Source organism: Nocardioides nematodiphilus (genome assembly GCF_020216525.1).
GTDB lineage: Bacteria > Actinomycetota > Actinomycetes > Propionibacteriales > Nocardioidaceae > Nocardioides > Nocardioides nematodiphilus.
The window spans coordinates 54,709-75,619 of the sequence record NZ_JAIWOY010000002.1 but is presented as its reverse complement, the minus strand read 5'-3'; the positions used below and the strand labels follow the sequence as shown (position 1 = coordinate 75,619).

General features: G+C 70.2%; 21 protein-coding genes and 1 pseudogene. 18 read left to right on the top strand and 4 right to left on the bottom strand.

The annotated features are described in order from the left end of the window. Positions 1 to 2: 2 nt before the first annotated feature. From KSO98_RS03485 to KSO98_RS03425, 13 genes and pseudogenes are all read left to right on the top strand, one after another. Entirely contained in the window at positions 3 to 713 is a 711-nt protein-coding gene (locus KSO98_RS03485; RefSeq protein WP_225283519.1) for a helix-turn-helix transcriptional regulator, read from the top strand. Beyond that, positions 710 to 2,128 carry a Fe-S cluster assembly protein SufB gene (sufB, locus tag KSO98_RS03480; RefSeq protein ID WP_225283518.1) on the top strand — a complete coding sequence of 473 codons (1,419 nt, stop codon included), beginning with the start codon at positions 710 to 712 and terminating at the stop codon, positions 2,126 to 2,128. Before KSO98_RS03485 ends, sufB begins: the two co-directional genes overlap by 4 nt. Further along, on the top strand, positions 2,128 to 3,315 hold the full coding sequence (sufD, locus tag KSO98_RS03475) for a Fe-S cluster assembly protein SufD (RefSeq protein ID WP_225283517.1): 1,188 nt from the start codon (positions 2,128 to 2,130) through the stop codon (positions 3,313 to 3,315). The genes sufB and sufD overlap by 1 nt, the downstream gene beginning before the upstream one ends. After that, positions 3,315 to 4,073 carry a Fe-S cluster assembly ATPase SufC gene (gene sufC, locus KSO98_RS03470; RefSeq protein WP_225283516.1) on the top strand — a complete coding sequence of 253 codons (759 nt, stop codon included), beginning with the start codon at positions 3,315 to 3,317 and terminating at the stop codon, positions 4,071 to 4,073. The genes sufD and sufC overlap by 1 nt, the downstream gene beginning before the upstream one ends. Positions 4,074 to 4,076: 3 nt before the next feature. Then, a complete protein-coding gene (locus KSO98_RS03465; RefSeq protein WP_225283515.1) occupies positions 4,077 to 5,372 on the top strand; it encodes a cysteine desulfurase in 1,296 nt (431 codons plus the stop codon). Positions 5,373 to 5,386: 14 nt separating this feature from the next. After that, on the top strand, positions 5,387 to 5,854 hold the full coding sequence (gene sufU / locus KSO98_RS03460; RefSeq protein WP_225283514.1) for a Fe-S cluster assembly sulfur transfer protein SufU: 468 nt from the start codon (positions 5,387 to 5,389) through the stop codon (positions 5,852 to 5,854). Further along, positions 5,851 to 6,162, top strand: coding sequence for a metal-sulfur cluster assembly factor (locus KSO98_RS03455; RefSeq protein ID WP_225283513.1), 312 nt, complete (start codon positions 5,851 to 5,853; stop codon positions 6,160 to 6,162). The genes sufU and KSO98_RS03455 overlap by 4 nt, the downstream gene beginning before the upstream one ends. Before the next feature lies 1 nt (position 6,163). Continuing rightward, entirely contained in the window at positions 6,164 to 6,637 is a 474-nt protein-coding gene (locus KSO98_RS03450) for an ASCH domain-containing protein (protein ID WP_225283511.1), read from the top strand. 186 nt (positions 6,638 to 6,823) lie between these two features. Continuing rightward, positions 6,824 to 7,414, top strand: coding sequence for an acVLRF1 family peptidyl-tRNA hydrolase (locus KSO98_RS03445; protein WP_225283509.1), 591 nt, complete (start codon positions 6,824 to 6,826; stop codon positions 7,412 to 7,414). 10 nt (positions 7,415 to 7,424) lie between these two features. Continuing rightward, positions 7,425 to 7,799 (top strand): DUF6054 family protein, encoded by a 375-nt coding sequence (locus tag KSO98_RS03440; RefSeq protein ID WP_225283507.1) that lies wholly within the window; start codon positions 7,425 to 7,427, stop codon positions 7,797 to 7,799. Positions 7,800 to 7,804: 5 nt separating this feature from the next. Beyond that, a pseudogene (locus KSO98_RS03435) lies at positions 7,805 to 8,464 on the top strand (ABC transporter ATP-binding protein); the annotation flags it as partial. Between the two features lie 77 nt (positions 8,465 to 8,541). Beyond that, the gene (locus KSO98_RS03430; RefSeq protein WP_225283505.1) at positions 8,542 to 10,131 is read left to right on the top strand and encodes an ABC transporter permease; all 1,590 of its coding nucleotides are present in this window, start codon (positions 8,542 to 8,544) and stop codon (positions 10,129 to 10,131) included. A gap of 10 nt (positions 10,132 to 10,141) precedes the next feature. After that, a complete protein-coding gene (locus tag KSO98_RS03425) occupies positions 10,142 to 11,044 on the top strand; it encodes an aminoglycoside phosphotransferase family protein (protein ID WP_225283503.1) in 903 nt (300 codons plus the stop codon). A gap of 96 nt (positions 11,045 to 11,140) precedes the next feature. On the opposite strand, the gene ypfJ is transcribed toward KSO98_RS03425, so the two are convergent. The 3 genes from ypfJ to KSO98_RS03410 form a co-directional block, all read right to left on the bottom strand. Further along, on the bottom strand, positions 11,141 to 12,109 hold the full coding sequence (gene ypfJ, locus KSO98_RS03420; protein ID WP_225283501.1) for a KPN_02809 family neutral zinc metallopeptidase: 969 nt from the start codon (positions 12,107 to 12,109) through the stop codon (positions 11,141 to 11,143). 73 nt (positions 12,110 to 12,182) lie between these two features. Then, positions 12,183 to 13,529, bottom strand: a complete 1,347-nt coding sequence (locus KSO98_RS03415; protein WP_225283500.1) for an APC family permease — start codon at positions 13,527 to 13,529, stop codon at positions 12,183 to 12,185. Continuing rightward, positions 13,526 to 14,440 carry a carbon-nitrogen hydrolase family protein gene (locus tag KSO98_RS03410; protein WP_225283499.1) on the bottom strand — a complete coding sequence of 305 codons (915 nt, stop codon included), beginning with the start codon at positions 14,438 to 14,440 and terminating at the stop codon, positions 13,526 to 13,528. Before KSO98_RS03410 ends, KSO98_RS03415 begins: the two co-directional genes overlap by 4 nt. 119 nt (positions 14,441 to 14,559) lie before the next feature. Here KSO98_RS03410 and KSO98_RS03405 point away from each other — a divergent pair, with 119 nt between their 5' ends. The 5 genes from KSO98_RS03405 (at position 14,560) to KSO98_RS03385 (ending at position 19,850) form a co-directional block, all read left to right on the top strand. Then, a complete protein-coding gene (locus KSO98_RS03405) occupies positions 14,560 to 15,342 on the top strand; it encodes a FadR/GntR family transcriptional regulator (RefSeq protein ID WP_225283498.1) in 783 nt (260 codons plus the stop codon). Next, positions 15,339 to 16,934, top strand: a complete 1,596-nt coding sequence (locus tag KSO98_RS03400; protein ID WP_225283497.1) for an ABC-F family ATP-binding cassette domain-containing protein — start codon at positions 15,339 to 15,341, stop codon at positions 16,932 to 16,934. Before KSO98_RS03405 ends, KSO98_RS03400 begins: the two co-directional genes overlap by 4 nt. A 215-nt stretch (positions 16,935 to 17,149) precedes the next feature. Then, a complete protein-coding gene (locus tag KSO98_RS03395) occupies positions 17,150 to 17,413 on the top strand; it encodes a hypothetical protein (protein WP_225283496.1) in 264 nt (87 codons plus the stop codon). Next, complete coding sequence (locus tag KSO98_RS03390; RefSeq protein WP_308012724.1) at positions 17,395 to 19,290, top strand: ABC transporter ATP-binding protein; 1,896 nt, start codon at positions 17,395 to 17,397, stop codon at positions 19,288 to 19,290. The genes KSO98_RS03395 and KSO98_RS03390 overlap by 19 nt, the downstream gene beginning before the upstream one ends. Beyond that, positions 19,290 to 19,850, top strand: coding sequence for a GrpB family protein (locus KSO98_RS03385; RefSeq protein ID WP_225283495.1), 561 nt, complete (start codon positions 19,290 to 19,292; stop codon positions 19,848 to 19,850). The genes KSO98_RS03390 and KSO98_RS03385 overlap by 1 nt, the downstream gene beginning before the upstream one ends. Positions 19,851 to 19,935: 85 nt before the next feature. Here the strand turns inward: KSO98_RS03385 and KSO98_RS03380 are convergent, their stop codons facing one another. Continuing rightward, positions 19,936 to 20,907: an SURF1 family cytochrome oxidase biogenesis protein gene (locus tag KSO98_RS03380; RefSeq protein WP_225283494.1), complete on the bottom strand. Its 972-nt coding sequence runs from the start codon at positions 20,905 to 20,907 to the stop codon at positions 19,936 to 19,938. Between the last annotated feature and the right edge of the window lie 4 nt (positions 20,908 to 20,911).

Sequence of the window (20,911 nt, the reverse complement as noted above, 5' to 3'; positions counted from 1 at the left end):
TTGTGAAATTCGACGAGGCGGCTGTTCGGGCCGATGACCAGGGCACGCGTCAGCGTGTGGCCCGGTCGATCCTCGTCGACGGCCCGTCCACCGCGGCAGCGCTCGCGGAGCGGCTCGATCTGACGCCGGCGGCCGTGCGACGCCACCTCGACCAGCTCGTCGAGGACGGCGCCGTCGAGGCGCGCGACCCCCGCAGCACCGGCCACAAGGGACGCGGTCGTCCGGCCAAGGTCTTCGCGCTCACCGAGCGTGGACGCGAGGGCTTCGACCAGCAGTACGACGACCTGGCCGTCCAGGCGCTGCGCTTCCTCGCGCAGACCGCCGGCGACGACGGCCTGCGGGCCTTCGCCGCCAAGCGGGCCGACTTCATCCGCGAGGGCTTCGCGAGCATCAGCCAGCAGCAGCCGGAGCTCACGCCGGCCCAGGTGCTGGCCCAGGTCTTCACCGACGAGGGCTACGTGGCCAGCGTCCGGGAATTGCCGGTGGTGGGTGAGCAGTTGTGTCAACAGCACTGCCCCGTCTCCCACGTCGCGCACGAGTTCCCGCAGCTGTGCGAGGCCGAGACCGCCGCGATCAGCGAGCTGCTCGGCACCCACGTCCAGCGCCTCGCCACCATCGCCCACGGCGACGGCGTGTGCACCACATGCATCCCGAACATCTCCACCAGCAGCACCACCCGCAGCACCGACGAGAGGAAGCAGGTCACGGTATGACCTCGATCGAGGAGCTGAACCCCGAGCTCAAGGGGATCGGCAAGTACGAGTTCGGCTGGGCCGACAAGAACGACGTCGGCGCCAACGCGACGCGTGGTCTGAACGAGGACGTCGTCCGCGACATCTCCGGCAAGAAGTCCGAGCCGCAGTGGATGCTCGACCTGCGCCTGAAGGGCCTCAAGCTCTTCGGCCGCAAGCCCATGCCGACGTGGGGCTCCGACCTGGGCGGCATCGACTTCGACAACATCAAGTACTTCGTGCGGTCCACGGAGAAGCAGGCCACCTCCTGGGAGGACCTGCCCGAGGACATCAAGAACACCTACGACAAGCTCGGCATCCCCGAGGCGGAGAAGCAGCGCCTCGTCGCCGGCGTCGCCGCTCAGTACGAGTCCGAGGTCGTCTACCACCAGATCCGTGAGGACCTGGAGGAGCAGGGCGTCATCTTCGTCGACACCGACACCGCGCTGAAGGAGCACGAGGAGCTCTTCAAGGAGTACTTCGGCACCGTCATCCCGGTCGGCGACAACAAGTTCGCCGCGCTCAACACCTCGGTGTGGTCGGGTGGCTCGTTCATCTACGTCCCGAAGGGTGTCCACGTCGACATCCCGCTGCAGGCCTACTTCCGGATCAACACCGAGAACATGGGCCAGTTCGAGCGGACGCTGATCATCGTCGACGAGGACGCCTACGTGCACTACGTCGAGGGTTGTACCGCTCCGGTCTACTCCTCCGACTCGCTGCACTCCGCAGTCGTCGAGATCATCATCAAGAAGGGCGGCCGCTGCCGCTACACGACCATCCAGAACTGGTCGAACAACGTCTACAACCTCGTCACCAAGCGCGCCGTCTGCGAGGCCGGCGCGACGATGGAGTGGGTCGACGGCAACATCGGCTCCAAGGTCACGATGAAGTACCCGGCCGTCTACCTCATGGGCGAGCACGCCAAGGGCGAGACGCTCTCCATCGCCTTCGCGGGCGAGGGCCAGCACCAGGACGCCGGCGCCAAGATGGTGCACGCGGCCCCGCACACCTCGTCGTCCATCCTCTCCAAGAGCGTGGCGCGCGGCGGCGGCCGTACGTCGTACCGCGGCCTCATCCAGATCAACGAGGGCGCGTACGGCTCCAAGTCCAACGTGCTCTGCGACGCGCTGCTGGTCGACCAGATCAGCCGCTCGGACACGTACCCGTACGTCGACATCCGCGAGGACGACGTCTCCATGGGCCACGAGGCCTCGGTCTCGAAGGTCTCCGACGACCAGCTCTTCTACCTCATGAGCCGCGGTATGGCCCAGGACGAGGCGATGGCGATGATCGTGCGGGGCTTCGTCGAGCCGATCGCCAAGGAGCTCCCGATGGAGTACGCGCTCGAGCTCAACCGCCTCATCGAACTGCAGATGGAAGGAGCCGTCGGCTGATGACTGCCGTCGACACCTCGCTTGACTCGATCAAGCAGTCCCTGGAACTCGACAAGGTCGAGTCCCACCTCCACCCGGAGGGCTCCTTCGACCTGGCGGCCCACCCGGTCCCGACCGGGCGCGAGGAGATCTGGCGCTTCACCCCGCTCAAGCGGCTGCGCGACCTCCACACCGAGGCCGCCTTCGGCGGCACGCTGGACATCACCGAGCAGCTCGCCGAGGGCATCAACGTCAGCGACGACGCTTCCGGCCTGCTGGGCGTGAGCGGCTTCGTGCCGACCGACCGGATCGCCGCCCGCGTCGCGAACGCCGCCCACGGCACTGCGCTGTACGAGATCCCGGCCGAGACCGTGATCGAGGACGCCAGCGTCATCATCGTGCGCGGCACCGGCGTCGAGCAGGCCGTCGCGCAGCACGTCGTGGTCAAGGCGGGCCGCTTCTCCCAGGCGACCGTCGTCTTCCACTTCGAGGGCTCTGCGACGCTCGCCGACAACGTCGAGATCGTGGTCGAGGACGGCGCCCAGCTGACCGTCGTCACCATCGACGACTGGGCCGACGACGCCGTCCACGTGGGTCACCGGCACGTGAAGGTCGGCCGCGACGCCACCTTCAAGCACATCGAGGTCACCTTCGGTGGCGACGTGGTCCGCAGCGACACCACCGCCGAGTACTCCGGCCCCGGCGGCTCCGTCGAGCTGCTCGGCCTGTACTTCGCCGACGCCGGCCAGCACATCGAGCACCGCCTCTTCGTCGACCACACCGCTCCCAAGACCAAGTCCCACGTGGTCTACAAGGGCGCGCTGCAGGGTCACGGCGCCCACACCGTGTGGATCGGCAACGTCCTGATCCGCAAGGTCGCCGAGGGCATCGAGACGTACGAGGAGAACCGCAACCTCGTCCTCACCGACGGCTGCCAGGCCGACTCGGTCCCGAACCTCGAGATCGAGACCGGCGAGATCGAGGGTGCCGGTCACGCCTCGGCCGTCGGTCGCTTCGACGACGAGCAGCTGTTCTACCTGCGCAGCCGCGGCATCCCGGAGTCCGAGGCCCGCCGCCTGGTCGTGCACGGCTTCTTCAACGACCTCATCCGCCAGATCGGTGTCGGCGACCTGGAGGAGAAGCTCACCGCCACCGTGGAGGCAGAGCTCGCCAAGAACGTACTGAACAACGAGAAGGACAACGCCTGATGAGCACGCTTGAGATCAAGGACCTGCAGGTCTCCGTCGAGACCGAGGACGGCCCCAAGGAGATCCTCAAGGGCGTCACGCTGACCATCAACGACGGCGAGACCCACGCGATCATGGGCCCGAACGGCTCGGGCAAGTCGACGACCGCGTACGCCATCGCCGGTCACCCGAAGTACACCATCACCGGTGGCTCGGTCACCCTCGACGGCAAGGACCTCCTCGAGATGTCGCCGGACGAGCGGGCGCGCGCCGGCCTCTTCCTCGCCATGCAGTACCCGGTCGAGGTCCCCGGCGTATCGATGGCCAACTTCCTCCGTACGGCCAAGACGGCCCTCGACGGCGAGGCTCCCAAGCTGCGCACCTGGGTCAAGGACGTCAACGGCGCCCTCGACCGGATGAACCTCGACCCCGCGTTCTCGCAGCGCTCGGTCAACGAGGGCTTCTCCGGCGGCGAGAAGAAGCGCGCCGAGATCGCCCAGCTCGACCTGCTCGACCCGAAGGTCGCGATCCTCGACGAGATCGACTCCGGTCTCGACATCGACGCGCTCAAGGTCGTCTCGGACGGCATCAACGCCTTCGCCTCGCGCGAGGGCAAGGGCGTCCTGCTGATCACGCACTACACCCGCATCCTGCGCTACGTGAAGCCGGACTTCGTGCACGTGTTCGTCGACGGCCGCATCGCGGAGTCGGGCGGCGAGGAGCTGGCCGAGGAGCTCGAGGCCAACGGCTACGCGAAGTACATCGGCGCGGCGGTCTGATCCATGTCCACCTCGTCCCTGCCGGGCCTGCTGCCCGAGCTCGAGATCGTCCGCAAGGACTTCCCGATCCTCGAGCGGACCTTCGAAGGCGTGCCGCTGGTCTACCTCGACAGCGCCAACACGTCGCAGAAGCCGCAGATCGTGATCGACACGATGGTCGACCACCTCGAGCGGCACAACGCCAACATCGCGCGAGCGATGCACCACCTCGGTGCGGAGTCGACCGAGGCGTTCGAGGGTGGCCGGGACGCGGTGGCGCGCTTCATCGGAGCGCCCGACCGCGACGAGGTGATCTTCACCAAGAACGCCTCCGAGGCGCTCAACCTGGTGGCGAACACGCTGATGTGGGCCCGTGGGGACCTCCAGATCGGTGAGGGCGACGAGGTCGTCATCACCGAGCTGGAGCACCACTCCAACATCGTGCCGTGGCAGCTGCTCACCGAGCGGACCGGCGCCACGCTGCGGTGGTTCGGCCTGACCGACGACGGCCAGCTCGACGTCAGCAACATCGACGAGCTGATCACCGAGCGTACGAAGGTCGTCTCGCTGGCGTGGGTCTCCAACATGCTCGGCACGATCCTGCCGATCGCGGAGATCACCAAGCGCGCCCACGCCGTGGGCGACCACGGGCGGGGCGCAGTCGTGGTCGTCGACGCCTCGCAGGCCGCGCCGCAGCTGCCGATCGACCTCGCGGCGATGCCGGCCGACGAGCGTCCGGACTTCCTGGCGTTCACCGGTCACAAGACCGTCGGCCCGACCGGCATCGGCGTCCTGTGGGGCCGGCGCGCGCTGCTCGAGCAGCTCCCGCCGTTCCTGGGAGGTGGCGAGATGATCGCCACCGTACGGATGGAGAAGTCCACCTACGCCGGGATCCCGCACAAGTTCGAGGCCGGCACGCCGCCGATCGTCGAGGCCGTCGGGCTCGGCGCAGCCCTCGACTACCTCAGCCACATCGGGCTCGACGCGATCCACGCGCACGAGCAGGCGATCACCGGCTACGCGCTGGACGGTCTCGCGACCGTCCCGGGCCTCACGGTGCTGGGTCCGCTCGACGCGACCCAGCGCGGTGGCGCCATCGCCTTCGAGCTCGACGGCGTGCACCCGCACGACATCGCGCAGGTCCTGGACTCCCAGGGCATCGCAGTGCGGGCCGGGCACCACTGCGCCAAGCCGGCCCACGCGCGCTTCGGTGTGCAGGCCTCGACCCGGATGTCGTCGTACCTCTACACGACACCGGGCGAGATCGACGCGCTGATCGAGGGCCTGGAATACACCCGCCGCTACTTCAAGTTGGCCTGACGGAAGGAGTGCGCATGTCGACTGCATCTCTCGACTCCCTGTACCAGGACATCATCCTCGACCACGCGAAGCGCAAGCTGAACTCCGGCCTGCGTGAGCCCTACGAGGCCGAGGTCCACCACGTCAACCCGACCTGCGGCGACGAGATCACCCTCCGGGTGCACCTCGACGGCGACGTCGTGAAGGACATCTCGTACGAGAACCTCGGCTGCTCGATCTCCTCGGCCTCCGTGTCCGTGATGACCGAGCTGCTCGTCGGCAAGACCCTCGAGGAGGTCGAGCCGATCCACGCGGCGTTCCTCGAGATGATGCGCGGCAAGGGCCAGGTGGAGCCCGACGAGGACGTCCTCGAGGACGCCGTCGCCTTCGCCGGCGCTGCCAAGCTGACCGCCCGTATCAAGTGTGCGCTGCTGGGCTGGATGGCGTTCCAGGACGCCTCCGCACAGGCCCAAAGCGACACCCAAAAGGAGACTGACAAGTGACTCTCGCGTTCGAAGACGTCAACGAGGCGATGAAGGACGTCGTCGACCCCGAGCTCGGGATCAACGTCGTCGACCTCGGCCTCGTCTACGGCATCCACATCGAGGACGACTCCCGCGTCGTGCTCGACATGACGCTCACCTCGGCGGCCTGCCCGCTGACCGACGTCATCACCGACCAGACCAACTCCGCGCTCGAGGGCATGGCCAGCGACGTGCACATCAACTGGGTCTGGATGCCGCCGTGGGGCCCGGACAAGATCACCGACGACGGTCGCGAGATGCTCCGCGCGCTGGGCTTCAACGTCTGACGTGGGCCAGCCGACTCCCGAGCCGGCCGCGGTGGAGGCCTTCTGGTCCTCCGCCCGGTCGGCTCTCGGCATCTCCGGGCCGACGCCGCAGACCTGGGCCTTCGGCGCCACGCCCGATCTGGCCGACGAGCTGCTCGCGCTGGTCCTCGCCGGCACGAAGACGGCCGGCGCCAGCGAGCTGTGGGACTACGAGGACGCCGGGGACCCGCTGCCGCAGGTCGGCGACCTCAGCATCGTGCTCGACGGGTCAGGGCGACCGCGCGTGCTGCTCCGCGTCGTCGACGTACGGATCGCGCCCTTCGACGAGGTCGACGCCGAGCATGCTCGGCTGGAGGGCGAGGGCGACCTGTCGCTGGACTACTGGCGCCGTGCGCACGAGTGGTTCTGGACGACCTACCCCGGCCACGACCGCGGCTTCTCGTACGCGATGCCGGTCGTGATGGAGCGGTACGAGGTGCTTCACGCCGCCGGGTGAGCCCACTCGGCCACGAGCTTGGCGCTGGTTCCCGCGCTCCCGGCCAGCGCCAGAGCTCGTTCCTCGCTCGCGCTGGCGCTCGCTTGGTCGCCTGGCGGCTTCGCCGCTGGCTCCCGCGCTCCCGGCCAGCGCCAGAGCTCGTTCCTCGCTCGCGCTGCCGCTCGCTTGGTCGCCTAGGGTGGGGGCGTGGCTCAGGTGCTGGTCGGAGTGGGACGGGTCCGTCGCTGGATCGAGAACTTCGCCACCCGGCACGGGGGAGGGGCGGACCTGTCGGTGAGCGACGGGGCGCTGCACGGGGTCGCGCCGGACGGGTCGACCTTCGTCGCCCGGCTGCCGTTCGAGCGCCCGTACGACGGACCGGCGGATCCGGCAGCGTTCGCTGCGGCGGGGGCGCCTCCGGCCGACTGGGGCGTGCTGCTGGTGCGCAAGGGCGGCTTCGCCGTCGCCCGGCTGCACGGCACCGAGATCACCGCCTCCAAGGTCGGCAAGCGGCACGTGCAGGGCAAGACGAAGGCCGGTGGCTGGAGCCAGCAGCGGTTCGCCCGGCGCCGCGACAATCAGGCCCGGGCCGCGATGGCGGCCGCGGACGAGCATGCCGCCCGGATCCTGGACCACCTCGACGGGCCCTTGATCTACGGCGGGGTCGAGGACGCAAGGCCGGAGGACACGGTCCTCCTTCCCGGACATGTGCCGGATCCGAGGAGAGAGGTCCTGAACAAGGCGATCGCCGACGCCCAGGCGGCGCTTTTCAGCGTCATCAACGCCGAGGACCGCTAGCGTCCGGGATATGGCCTGCCATGAAGCCGTCCTCACCGGCGATGTCCACCGACTGATCGCGCACCTGGAGGACGAGATCCTCCGCGGCAGCATCTCCGCGACCCGGGAGGAGGCCTCCGAGCAGACCCTCGGCGACGCGCTGCTGGTCGTGCGGACGTACGAGCGCTACAGCGCGATGGGCGGCAACCGGGTCAGCCTCAACGTCGCCGTCATGGCCGTCGCCGATCAGCTGGCGGTCACCATGACCGCGGCCGGCGGCAGCGAGGCGATGTTCTTCAAGATCAACACCTTCGGCGAGGAGGCCTTCCTCCAGAAGGCCGTGGACGCGCTGGCCGGCTTCGGACGCGGCGAGCGCCGCTCCGGCGGCTCCGACCTGATCGGCTGACGATGATGGGCGGACCGGTCATCGACGTCCGGGGCCTGGTGAAGACCTTCGGTCACGTCCACGCCCTGGACGGGCTCGACCTGCAGGTCGCCCCCGGGGAGGTGCACGGCTTCCTCGGCCCCAACGGCGCCGGGAAGTCGACCACGATCCGCATCCTGCTGGGCCTGATGCGGGCCGGATCGGGAGAGGTACGGCTCTTCGGCGACGACCCCTGGCGTCATGCGCCCGCCCTGCACCGGCGCCTCGCGTACGTGCCCGGCGACGTCAACCTCTGGCCGAACCTGTCCGGTGGCGAGACCATCGACCTGCTGCTGCGGATGCGCGGCGTCGATCCGGCGACCAGCCGCAAGAGCGAGCTGATGCAGCGCTTCCACTTCGACCCGACCAAGAAGGGCCGCGCCTACTCCAAGGGCAACCGGCAGAAGGTCGCCCTCATCGCGGCCTTCGCGGTGGAGACCGAGCTGCTCATCTTCGACGAGCCGACCAGCGGCCTCGACCCTCTGATGGAGCAGGTCTTCCGCGACTGCGTCGCCGAGCACCTCGGCCACGGCGCCACGGTCCTGCTGTCCAGCCACATCCTCTCGGAGGTCGAGCGCCTGGCGGACCGGGTCACGATCATCCGCGACGGCCGCACGGTCGAGGCGGGCACGCTCGACGAGCTCCGCGCGGGCGACCACGCGACAGACCTCGAGACGCTCTTCCTCGACGCCTACCGCACGCCGACCACCGGGGCCGACGGCGCATGAGCAGCGGCACCGGTACGGCCACCGGCGCGGGGCTCCTGCTGCGCCACAACCTGCGTCGCGACCGGGTGATCGTCGCGATCGTCCTCGTGCTGATGGCCGTGATGACGTACGCCTCCGCAGCCTCGACCACCACGCTCTACCAGGACGTCGCCGATCGGGTGAGCGCCGCCCGGGCGATCAACGCCCAACCGGCCCTGCGCGCGCTCTACGGCCGGATCATGGACGTCCACGCACTGGGCGAGGTGGCGATGACCAAGATGACGGTCACCTACGCCGCCTTCGCCTGCGCCCTGTTCATCGCGCTGATCAGGCGCCACACCCGGATGGAGGAGGAGACCGGGCGCGCGGAGCTGGTCGGCGCCACCGCCGTGGGACGTGACGCCGCCATGGTCGCCGCCGTGGTCGAGTCGTCCGCGGTCGCCGTGGTGCTCGCGACCCTGGTCGCGTCGATGTGCCTGCTCGGCGGGCTCCCGGTGGCCGGATCGCTGTGGTTCGGCGTGATCTGGCTCGGCACCGGTCTGGTCGCCACCGGCGTCGGCGCCGTGGCCTGCCAGTGCTCGGCCAGCGCCCGGAGCTGTGCCGGCATCGCCGCCGGCATCATGGGCGTGCTTTTTGCGATCCGGGCCGCGGGGGACGCCTCGAGCGACGTGCAGTGGCTGAGCTGGCTCTCGCCGCTGGGCTGGAACACCCAGCTGCGGGCCTGGAGCCAGCCGCGACCCTGGGTCGCGCCCCTCTACCTCGCCACCTCCGTTGCGCTGCTGCTCGCCGCCCAGGCGATGCGCGGCCGGCGTGACCTCGGCTCGGGGCTGATCGCAGCCCGCCCGGGCCGCGTCGACGGCCGGCGCTGGTTCGCCAGTCCGTACGCGCTGGTCGTGCGCGGTCAGCTCGTCGCACTGACGCTGTGGAGCGCGGGCTGCCTGGCCATGGGGGTCCTCTTCGGACTGATCGCGCCGGGCCTCCAGGACCTGCTCGACTCGGTCGACGTGCAGCAGGTGCTCGATCACCTCGGCGGCGCGCTGATCGCGGCGGTGCTGTCGGTCGCGGGCATCGTGGTGACGTGCTTCGGGATCATGGTGATCACGCACGTGGCCGATGACGAGACCAGCGGCCGGGTCGAGCTCGCGCTGTCCACCGGAGCCTCTCGCGGAGCCTGGTGGCGCGCCGTTGCGTTGGCCGCCCTCGGCGGTGTCGCGTGGCTTCTGGTCCTGACAGGTGCGGGACTGTGGGCCGGCCTGCGGCTGGGCGGCTTCGACCACGACGGCGGGCGTTCCTGGACGGCCCTGGTCGCGGCACTCGCCTGGATCCCGGCGGCATGGGTCGTGGTCGGCGTGGCGCTGCTCTGCCACGGCTGGGGCGCGCACCGTGCCGCGCTCGGCTGGGCCGGGCTCGGCGTCTGCGTCTTCCTCACCGTCGCCGGCGACCTCATCCACCTCCCCGGGTGGATCATCCGCCTCTCGCCGTACTCCTCGGTGCCTGCCTATCCGGCCGATCCGTGGCGCTGGCTGCCGTTCGTGCTGCTCACTCTGGTGGCCGTGCTCCTCGCCGTCGGCGCGTGGCTGCGCTTCGAACGACGCGATATCGGCTAGTTTCCCCATCATGTGGCAGCCCGAGCCGGGGTGGCATCCGATGCCTGGTGGGACGGGCACGTCCACGATCGGGGTGTGGCGGGCCTCGCTCGGCGAGCAGGCGGTGGTCATCAAGCGCCTCGCGGTGCCCGGTCCGCACGACCCGCGCGAGCTCAGCGATCCTCGGCACTTCGCGTACTGGCGGCGTGAGGCCGACGTCGCGACGTACGGGCTGCTCGACCATGCGCCGGGCGTCCGGCTGACGCCGACCGCGGTCGAGGAGGACGCCGAGGGCATCACGCTGACCAGTGAGTGGGTCGAGGACGCCGCCAACGCCGGACTGTTCATCGTGCACGCGCTCGGTCGCTTCGCCGGAGCCGACCTGGCGCACGTGCGCTGGCTCGCCCGCAACCAGCTGCGCGACCGACTGGCCCGGGTCGAGAGCCGCGGCGGCTGGGCCACCCTGGAGCGGACGACGGTCGCCGATGTCGCGCACGAGCTGTGGCGCCGGCGCGAGGCCTTCCTCGACGAGCTGGACGCGCTGCCGCAGGTCGCCCAGCACGGTGACCCGACCCCGGCCAACCTTCCCGGCCGCGACGGCGACCTGTTGGTCGCGCTGGACTGGGCGTGCCTCGGGTACGGCGCCGCCGGGGCCGACCTCGGGCTCTACCTGCTGCCGGCCCGCGAGGAGTTCGAGCCACTGCTCGATGCCTACCTGCTCGGCCTGCCGGAGGGCGTCGCGACGCGCGCCGAGGTGACCCGCGCCGCGCAGATCACCGCGGTCTACACCGCGCTGACCCGGGCCGAGTGGGCGCTGGCCCGCGTCGCCGGGGGAGAGGGCGCGCTCGTGTCGAAGTTCCGCCACCCCGCCGTGGCGCCGCACCTGCGCGCGCTGCAACGGCAGTTCGCTGCGATCGAGGCGCTCCTGGGTTGAGACGTCACTTCTTGCGGTGCGAGAGGTCACTTCCTGCGGTGTGCGAGCTCACGCTTGGCGCATGATGTGACCACTCGAGCCCCGAGATGTGACTTCTCAACCGAGCTTGCGTGCGGAGAAGGTGTCGCAGGCCTTGATGTCGTCGTGGGCGTTCATGCCCGTCTGGAACCAGTGCTCGCGCTCCGCGGAGGAGCCGTGGGTCCACTGCTCCGGGTTGACCCGGCCCCCCATCCGCTGCTGGATGTAGTCGTCGCCGACCTCCTTGGCGGCGCCGATGGCGTGGTTGATGTCCTGCTGGGTCAGGTCCTCGATCAGGACGTTGCCGTCGGAGTCCGGGACGGTCGTCGCGGCGGCCGCCCACATGCCCGCGTAGCAGTCGGCCTGCAGCTCCAGGCGCACCGAGTCGGAGTCGGGACCCTGCTGGGTGCGGACCTTGCCCATCGTGCCGAGCAGGTCCTGGATGTGGTGGCCGTACTCGTGCGCGATGACGTACGCCCGCACGAAGGGCGTCGCGTCTCCGCCGAGCTGCTTGAAGATCGTGTCGTAGAAAGCGGTGTCGAGGTAGATCGTCTGGTCGTCCGAGCAGTAGAACGGGCCCACGTCGGTGGTCGCGTTGCCGCAGCCGTTGGTCTGCACCGAGCCGTGGAAGACGTCGATCGCCTGCTCGGGCTGGAAGTGGCCGCTGACCTGCGGCTGCTTGGACCAGTAGTCGGTCAGCGAGTTCTCCACCGCCACCAGGGCGCACTCATCGCTCCGGTTGGCGTCCTCACCGGTCTCGCAAGTGCCGTAGTCGAACGTCGAGCCGCTCGAGCCGGACAGGCCGACCGAGTTGGTGGTGAAGGCCGAGCCGTTGATCGCCTGGCCGAGACCGCCGCCTCCGCTGCCGCCGCCCTGCATCTGGATGATCACGTAGATGATGGCGATGATCACGCCGACGACGCCGCCGCCGCCCGCCACATGCGGGAGGCCGATGCTGCCACCGCCCGTACGGCCACCACCGCCGACATCGCGGGTCCGGCTCGAGTCGAGGTTGGCCTTGGAGTTGAAGCGCATCGGTCCCCCCATGGGTCCAGGCTGCAGGCAGCGTCGTGACGTCGCGGGCGACACGCGCCCTCGTCCACCCTAGCGACCCGGCGGTCTACTCCGGCTGGTCGACCGCCAGCTCCGGGGGCGACGTGGTGAAGCCGCGGGTGAGGTAGAGCAGCACGCACAGGCCCAGCGCCGCCCAGCTCAGGCCGAGGATGATCGCGTGTTCGTCGAGCTGGAAGAGCAGGTAGACGCAGACCGCTGCGCCGATGAGCGGGAGGAGCAGGTAGCGCACCGGGTTGAGGGCCTCGGCGCGGTGGCGCAGGTAGTAGGCGATGACGGAGAGGTTCACGCAGCTGAAGGCCACGAACGCGCCGAAGTTGATGAACGAGGTGGAGGTCGCGACGTCCAGGAACGTGGCGAGCAGTCCGACCAGCGCGGAGAGCAGGATGCCGGCGACCGGGGAGGAGAACCGGCGGCTCAGACGCCCGAAGACGGAGCGGGGGAGCACGCCGTCGCGGCCCATCGCGTACATCAGGCGCGAGGCCGAGGCCTGCGCGGCGAGACCGGAGGTGAACTGACCGACGACCAGGCCGGCGAGGAAGACTGCGCCGAAGAGGCTGCCGCCGATCTTCACGGCGATGTCGTGAGCGGCCGAGGACGAGTCGGTGAAGTCACCGCCGGGGTGCACCAGCTGGGTCGTGTACGAGACGAGCACGAAGACGACACCGCCGATGAGCGCGACGAGCAGGACCGCACGGGGCACCGTCCGGCGCGGCTCGATGGCCTCCTCGGTGAAGGTGGTCACGGCGTCGAAGCCCAGGAAGGAGTACGCGGCGATGGCAGCGCCCGCGGTCACACCCGAGAAGGTGGCACCGGTGTGGTTGAACGGGGAGAGGGTGAAGAGCGCGCCGCCGCCGTGGTCGCCGGCGACCGAGACGACCGAGAGGACGACGAACAGCAGCACCACCAGGAACTGCGCGACCATCAAGATGAAGTTCGCCCGGTCGGCGACGGTGAGCCCGATGATGTTGAGCACGGTGGTGAGCGCGATGAACAGCAGGACCCAGACCGCGACGGGCACCGACGTGAACTGCGCGTTGAGGTACGCCGCGCCGATCAGCCAGATCACCATCGGCAGGAACAGGTAGTCCAGCAGCACCGCCCAGCCGACCATGAACCCGATCCGGTCCCCGATGGTCCGACGCACGTACGTGTAGGCCGACCCCGCGACGGGGTAGGTGGCCGCCATCCGGCCGTAGCTGGCGGCGGTGAAGAGCATGGCGGCCATGGCCACCAGGTAGGCCGACGCGCTCGCGCCGGAGGTCGTCTCGGCGACCACCCCGAAGATGCCGAGGACGATGATCGGCGTCATGTACGCCAGGCCGAGCAGCACCAGCGAGCGCACCCCCAGGGTGCGTGTCAGGTGCGGCGCGGCGATCTCGGGCGCAGTGGTCATCGGAGAGGCTCGCTTTCGGAGGGGGCGACGTCGCCCGGGTGCTGGAAGGAGGGCTGCCAGGTCGCCGGGTCGATCCGGCCGGCGTAGAGAGGCAGGGGGATCGGGGCGTCGTCGGGCCGGAACTGCGACCACACCCGGTTGACGCCCGCCGTGCCGATGGTGCGGGTGTACTCGATCCGATCGAGGTCGAGGTCGACGACCAGCAGGTCGTCGTGTGCGCCGGGCGACTCGGCCAGCACCTCGCCCTCGGGTCCGGTGACGATGCTGCGGCCGCGTCCTTCCGGGCCCGCGCAGTTGACGCTGACCATGAAGACCTGGTTCACGATCGCGTTGGCCCGTGCGAGCACGAGCTCCTGGGCGCGGTCGTCGGAGGTCGTACGGACCAGGTTCAGCACCACGTCGGCGCCGTACCAGGCCAGGTGCCGGGTCACCTCGGGGAACCAGGCGTCGTAGCAGATCGACAGGCCCAGTCGGCAGTGACCGGGGATGTCGACGACGGTGAAGGCGTCGCCGGGTCGATAGGGCTCGTAGGGGCGCCACGGGAAGACCTTGCGGTAGGCGCCCGCCACCGTGCCGTCGGGGGCGAGCACGATCGCGGTGTTCAGGACGGTGTCGTCCGGGCCCCGCTCGACGAGCGTCCCCGGCACCAGCCACACTCCGAGACGGGCGGCGATGGCCCGCAGCCCGGCGACCATCGGCCCGTCGAGGTCGACCGCGCCGCGCAGGAGCTCGTCGCGCCGAGCGTCGGCGTCGTCGACGGTCGGGCCGAACAGGTGGATCTCCGGGAACGCGAGCAGGTTCGCCCCGGGCGCGCGCCGCAGGATGGCGAGCGCCTGCTCCTCGAAGACCGCGAGGTCGGTGCCCATTGGGAGCGCGGGCACCTGTGCCGCTGCGATCTGGAACGCCGTCACGAGACCTCCTGGAATGCGGGAACAGACGCGGCAGCGAAAATAGATCAAAATGATCAGTATGTCTACGGTTCGGTAGGGTTCGAGCCGTCCGTCCTGTCCATCAGCCCCCAGGAAGCCCTGTGTCGCAGCCCTCCCTGCCTCCCGCCCTGAGCGGTGCCGCGATCTCGAGGATCAAGCGGGTCACGGCGGTCGACACCGTCCGGGCGCGGATCGCGATGGCGGTCAGCCTGGGCCTCCTGCCGCCGGGCGAGCGGCTGCCCGCGGAGAGCGCGATCGCGGCCACCCTCGGCGTCGGGGAGATCACGGCGCGCCGAGCGATCGAGTCCCTCGCCGGGGAGGGGGTGCTCGAGCGACGCCGCGGTCGCGGTGGTGGCACCTTCGTGGCCTCCGGCGGACCGGCGTCGGCACGGGAGGCCGGCGCCGACGCCGTCGCCGCCTACCTCGAGGACGCCGATGAGGTGCACCGGCTCATCGACGTGCGCCTCCTGCTGGAGGCAGCGCTCACCCACCACGCGGCACTCGCTGCGACCGACGACCAGCTCGATGACCTGCACCGTCACATCGATGCCGCCGACGCCGCCACGTCCTGGGCGGAGTACCACCTGGCCGACGAGAGCTTCCACCGCGGCGTCGCGCGGGCGAGCGGGCTCGACTGGGCGACCGGCTACTACGACACCGTCCTCACCGACCTCTACGCCTACTTCCTGCCCTACCCGATCGCCTACCTCCGCGACTCGAACCGGGAGCACCGGGAGCTGCTCGGCGCGCTGCGGCGCCGCGACCCCGTCGCGGCGGTCGGCGTCATCGAGGGCCACGTGGCCGTGCTGCACGACTCCATGTTCATGGGGCTGCGGCGAATGAGAGCTGAGCCGGGATCCGGCCTAGACTCGCCTACCTCATGATCACCGCCCAGAGCCTCGAGGTCCGCGTCGGTGCACGCCTCCTCATGGAGAACGTCAGCTTCCGCGTCGGACCCGGCGACAAGGTCGGCTTGGTCGGCCGCAACGGCGCCGGCAAGACCACCCTCACCAAGGTGCTCGCCGGCGACCTCGCGCCCGCCGCCGGAGAGGTGTCCCGCGGCGAGATCGGCTACCTGCCCCAGGACCCGCGCGTCGGCGACCCCGAGGTCCCGGTCAGCGACCGCATCCTGTCCGCGCGCGGCCTCGACGACGCCGTCCGCCGGCTCCGCGCCGCCGAGGAGCAGATGGCCTCACCCGAGCCGAAGGTGCACGACAAGGGCATGCGCCGCTTCGCGCGGGCGCTCGACGACTTCGAGGCCGGCGGCGGCTACGCCGCCGAGTCCGAGGCCAAGCGGATCGCCAACGCCCTCGGCCTCCCCGAGCGCCTGTGGGAGCAGCCCCTGAAGACCCTCTCCGGAGGCCAGCGCCGCCGCGTGGAGCTCGTCCGGATCCTGTTCTCGCAGGCCGAGGTGCTCATCCTCGACGAGCCGACCAACCACCTCGACGCCGACTCGATCATCTGGCTGCGCGACTGGATGAAGACGTTCAAGGGCGGCTTCATCGTGATCTCCCACGACACTGAGCTGCTCGAGGAGACCGTCAACAAGGTCTTCCACCTCGACGCCAACCGCGCCGCGATCGACGTCTACAACATGGGCTGGAAGCAGTACCTCCAGCAGCGTGAGACCGACGAGGCCCGCCGCAAGCGCGAGATGATGAACGCGCAGAACAAGGCCAAGACGCTCACCGACCAGGCCAACAAGATGAAGGCCCGCGCCTCGGGCGCCTCGGCCGCGCAGTCGATGCTCAAGCGCGCCGCGAAGCTCACGGTCGGCCTCGAGGGCGAGCGCCAGAGCGACAAGGTCGCCGCGATCAAGTTCCCCACCCCGCAGCCGTGCGGCAAGACGCCGCTGATGGCCAAGGACCTGTCGAAGTCCTACGGCGCGCTGGAGATCTTCACCGCCGTCGACCTCGCGATCGACAAGGGCTCACGGGTGGTCATCCTCGGCCTCAACGGCGCCGGCAAGACCACGATGCTGCGCATCCTCGCCGGCGTCGACAAGCCGGACACCGGCGAGATCGAGCCCGGTCACGGTCTCAAGGTCGGCTACTACGCCCAGGAGCACGAGACGCTCGACGTCAACCGCTCCGTGCTGGAGAACATGCAGGCGGCCGCGCCTCAGCTCACCGACGTCGAGGCCCGTACGGTCCTGGGTGCGTTCCTCTTCCAGGGCGACGACGCGCACAAGCCGGCCGGCGTGCTCTCAGGCGGCGAGAAGACCCGTCTCGCCCTCGCGTCACTCGTCGTCAGCCAGGCCAACGTGCTGCTGCTCGACGAGCCCACCAACAACCTCGACCCGGCGTCACGCGAAGAGGTGCTCAACGCCATCCGCACCTACGAGGGCGCGATCATCCTGGTCACCCACGACGAGGGTGCCGTGCACGCGCTCGAGCCGGACCGGGTGTTGATCCTGCCGGACGGCGTCGAGGACCTCTGGAACGACTCGTACGCCGAGCTCGTCTCGCTGCACTGAGCTGGCCGGGCTCGCGCGTGACCGGGTTGACTCTAGGGTGGGATGCGATGCCTCCCCACGACTTCTGCGAACGATGTGATCTCCCGCTGTCACAATGCATCCACGGCATGCCCGCTCCGGCGGCTGTGCCCGAGCCCGCGAAGGCGCCACCGAAGCCGCGCAAGCGCGCCACCTCGGGTGCGCCGGCGTCCGGACGGAGCACGTCGGCGCGACCAGTGACTCGGCGGTGGACGCCGCCTGAGGAGCTGAGCGAGGTCATCGTGGAGCTGCTGCGCGATGCCGGGGGAGCGCTGCCCGGCGAGGACCTCCTGGAGAGGCTGGGCGAGGCCATCGGTCCTCGGCTGCGTCAGGGTGACGAGGACCGCATGCCCAGCGGCGAGCTGCGGTGGCACTACGCCGCCCGACGCGCGCGCCAGGCCCTGATCGCCGACGGCGTGATGGCCCCCGGCACCCACGAGATGTGGACGCTCGCGAGGTGATGGGCGGCAACCTGGGGATGGGCGGGGTCTATCGCAACCTGCGCTCGGACCGTGACGTCCTCGACCAGCGCCTGACGCAGGGGACCGTACGCCGGGTCGTGTCCTTCGCGGGCCCGCACCGGCGCCTGATCAGCGGCTTCCTGGCGCTGATGGTGATCGACGCGGGCCTGGTCGTGATCACGCCGCTGCTCACCAAGTGGATCGTCGACGACGGCATCCTGCACGCAGACGTGTCGCTGGTGGTCTGGCTGGCGAGCGCGATGGCGGCGGTGGCACTGCTGGACGCCGTGCTCGGGATCGGCTCGGGCTACCTCTCCTCACGCATCGGCGAGGGTCTCATCTTCGACCTGCGCACGAAGGTCTTCGCCCACGTCCAGCGCCAGTCACTGGCGTTCTTCACCCGCACCCAGACCGGCGCCCTGGTCTCGCGGCTCAACAACGACGTGATCGGCGCCCAGCGGGCCTTCACCTCGACGCTGTCCAACACCGTCTCGAGCTTCATCTCGGCGGTCGTCGTCGGCGCGACCATGCTGACCCTGTCGTGGCAGGTCACCCTGCTGTGCCTGGCGCTCTTCCCGATCCTGCTGATCACCTCGCGGTGGGTGGGTCTGCGGATGGCCGGGCTCACCCGCGACCAGATGAACGGCAACGCCGACCTCGCCACCGCGATGACCGAGCGCTTCAACGTCGGCGGCGCGATGCTGCTCAAGCTCTTCGGCCGCCGCGCCGAGGAGGACCGGATGTTCGCCGGCAAGGCCGGCCTCGTCCGCGATCTGGGCGTGCGGATCGCCCTGCTCACCCGGGTCTTCTCGATGGCGATGCAGCTGGTGCCGGCGTTGGCCACGGCGCTCGTCTACGGCGTCGGCGGCTGGCTGGTCATCCGCGGGCACTTCTCGCTGGGCACGCTCACCGCGCTCGGGCTGCTGCTCGTGCGCCTCCTCGGGCCGCTGCAGAGCCTGTCCAATGCCCGCATCGACGTGATGACGGCTCTGGTCTCCTTCGAGCGCGTCTTCGAGGTGCTCGACCTGCCCTCGCTGATCCAGGAGAAGCCCGACGCGACCGCCCTGCCGAGCGACCTCGGGGGAGCGGCGAGCCTGCAGTTCGAGCACGTCGCCTTCACCTACCCGCGCGCCGACGAGGTCTCGCTCGCCTCCCTGGAGACCGTCGCCCGCGCCGAGACCGGGGTGAGCGCCGAGGTGCTGCGCGACATCAGCTTCACCGCCGCACCCGGTCAGATGGTCGCGCTCGTCGGTCCCTCCGGTGCCGGTAAGTCCACGGTCACCCACCTGGTGGCGCGGCTCTACGACGTGTCGGCGGGCGCGGTCCGGGTCGCCGGTCACGACGTCCGCGACGTGACGCTCCAGTCGCTCGAGGACGCGGTCGGGTACGTCACCCAGGACGCCCACATGTTCCACGACACCGTGCGCGCCAACCTGCTCTACGCCCGACCGACGGCCAGCGACGACGAGATCTGGGGCGCGCTGCGGGCGGCGCAGATCGACGCGCTGGTCTCGAGCCTTCCCGACGGCCTCGAGACGGTCGTCGGCGACCGCGGCTATCGCCTGTCCGGCGGTGAGCGTCAGCGCCTCGCGATCGCACGCCTGCTGCTCAAGGCGCCCGCGATCGTGGTCCTCGACGAGGCCACCGCCCACCTGGACAGCGAGTCCGAGGCGGCGGTCCAGCGGGCGCTGGACGCGGCGCTGGCCGACCGTACGTCGCTGGTCATCGCCCACCGGCTCTCGACCATCCGACACGCCGACCAGATCCTGGTCGTCGACGGCGGCCGGATCGTCCAGTCGGGCACCCACGAGTCACTGCTCGACGAGGGCGGCCTCTACGCGGACCTCTACCGCACCCAGTTCGCCACCCAGGCCTGATGGCGCACCGGACGCCCGCGTCACGCGGCAGCGACGTCACCGCCACCGAGCTCATCGGCGGGATCGAGAAGCGCGATCTCGCTCTGGCCGACTACGACGACGCGTGGCCCGTGAGGTTCGCGGAGCACGAGCTGTGTATCCGCCGGGCGCTCGGCCCGAGCGTGCAGGTGGAGCACATCGGCTCCACCGCCGTGCCCGGCCTGGCGGCGAAGCCGATCATCGACGTCCTGGTCGTCGTCGACGACATCACGGCCGAGGAGCACTACCTCGGGCAGCTGATCGCGGCGGGCTACGAGCTGCGGGTCCGCGAGCCCGGGCATCGCCTGGTCCGCACGCCCGCGCGGGACGTCCACGTGCACATCCTGCAGGCGGGCGATCAAGCCGTCGGCGACTACCTGCTCCTGCGCGACCGGCTGCGATCCGACGCGGCGGATCGCGAGCTCTATGAGCGCACCAAGCGCCGGCTGCTCACGCAGGACTGGCCGGACATGAACGCCTACGCCGAGGCGAAGACCGACGTCATCGCGGCGATCAAGGACCGTGCTCGCTTAGAGCGCTGAGGCCGGTCGGTACGCCGGCCTCGCGTAGAGACGGTGCGTGCCGCTCAGCTGCTCCCGGGCGACGTCGGCATGCCCAGGGGATGGCTCAGGCGTCGGTGCCGTGCTTGCTTCTCTCGACGCTGGAGCCGAACGCCTTCGTACGGTTGACGTCGTCGGCCTCGCGAGCCTTGGCATAGGCCGCGGCGAGGGCCTGCTTGCGCGCGTTCTTCTCGCGCTGCCTGGCCTTGCGGGCGTCCGAGGCGGCGGCGCGGACCGCGGCCACCTGCTCCGCAGCCGGAGCAGCGGGCGCCGCGTCGTCCTCGTCTGCTGCGACCGTTGCCGGCGGGTGCAGATACAGCCGGCGCTCGTCGTACATCAGGTAGAAGAACCCTCCGACGGCGAGCAGCCCGAAGAACCACCACTGCAGCGCGTAGAAGAAGTGCGGGCCGCTGCCGAGGTCGGGCAGGTCGTTGGGCGCCAGCGCGGTCGCCGGGGCGGGGGACTCCGACTCCAGCTCCACCCAGCCGCCGAGCAGGTTGCGCCCGATCGCGGGTCCGATCGCGGTGCTCGAGATGGCGCGGGTGCCGAGCCCGCTGACCCGGGTGCTGTCGCCGGTCGCGTCGCTGCGCACCCAGCCGGTCACCGTGACCTCGCCGGCGGGCGGGGGCGGCACCGCAACGGGGTGGTTGTCCTGGTCCTGCGACTTGAGGAAGCCGCGATCGACCAGCACGCCGGTGCCGTCGGCGGTGATCAGCGGGACGACGATGTCGACGCCGGCCTCGCTGTGGTCGTTGGTGCGATAGCGCCACGTGATCGTGTGCGCGGGGTCGTACGTGCCGGTGGCGCTCACGCGGGTCCACTCGGTGTCCTTGCCGACCTCGCCACCGGAGGTCAGCACGTCGGTGACCGGCTCGGGGTCCTGCTTCAGGTGAGCGGTGATGATCGCGTTGCTGTGGTGTTTGCTCTCGAGGCGACCCCACTGCCAGTCGCCGAGCCACCAGGTGCCGTACGCCAGGATCGCGACCGCGACGGTGAACAGCGCCCAGCGGCGGCTGAGCAGGAAGCGGAACGAGCGCACCGCA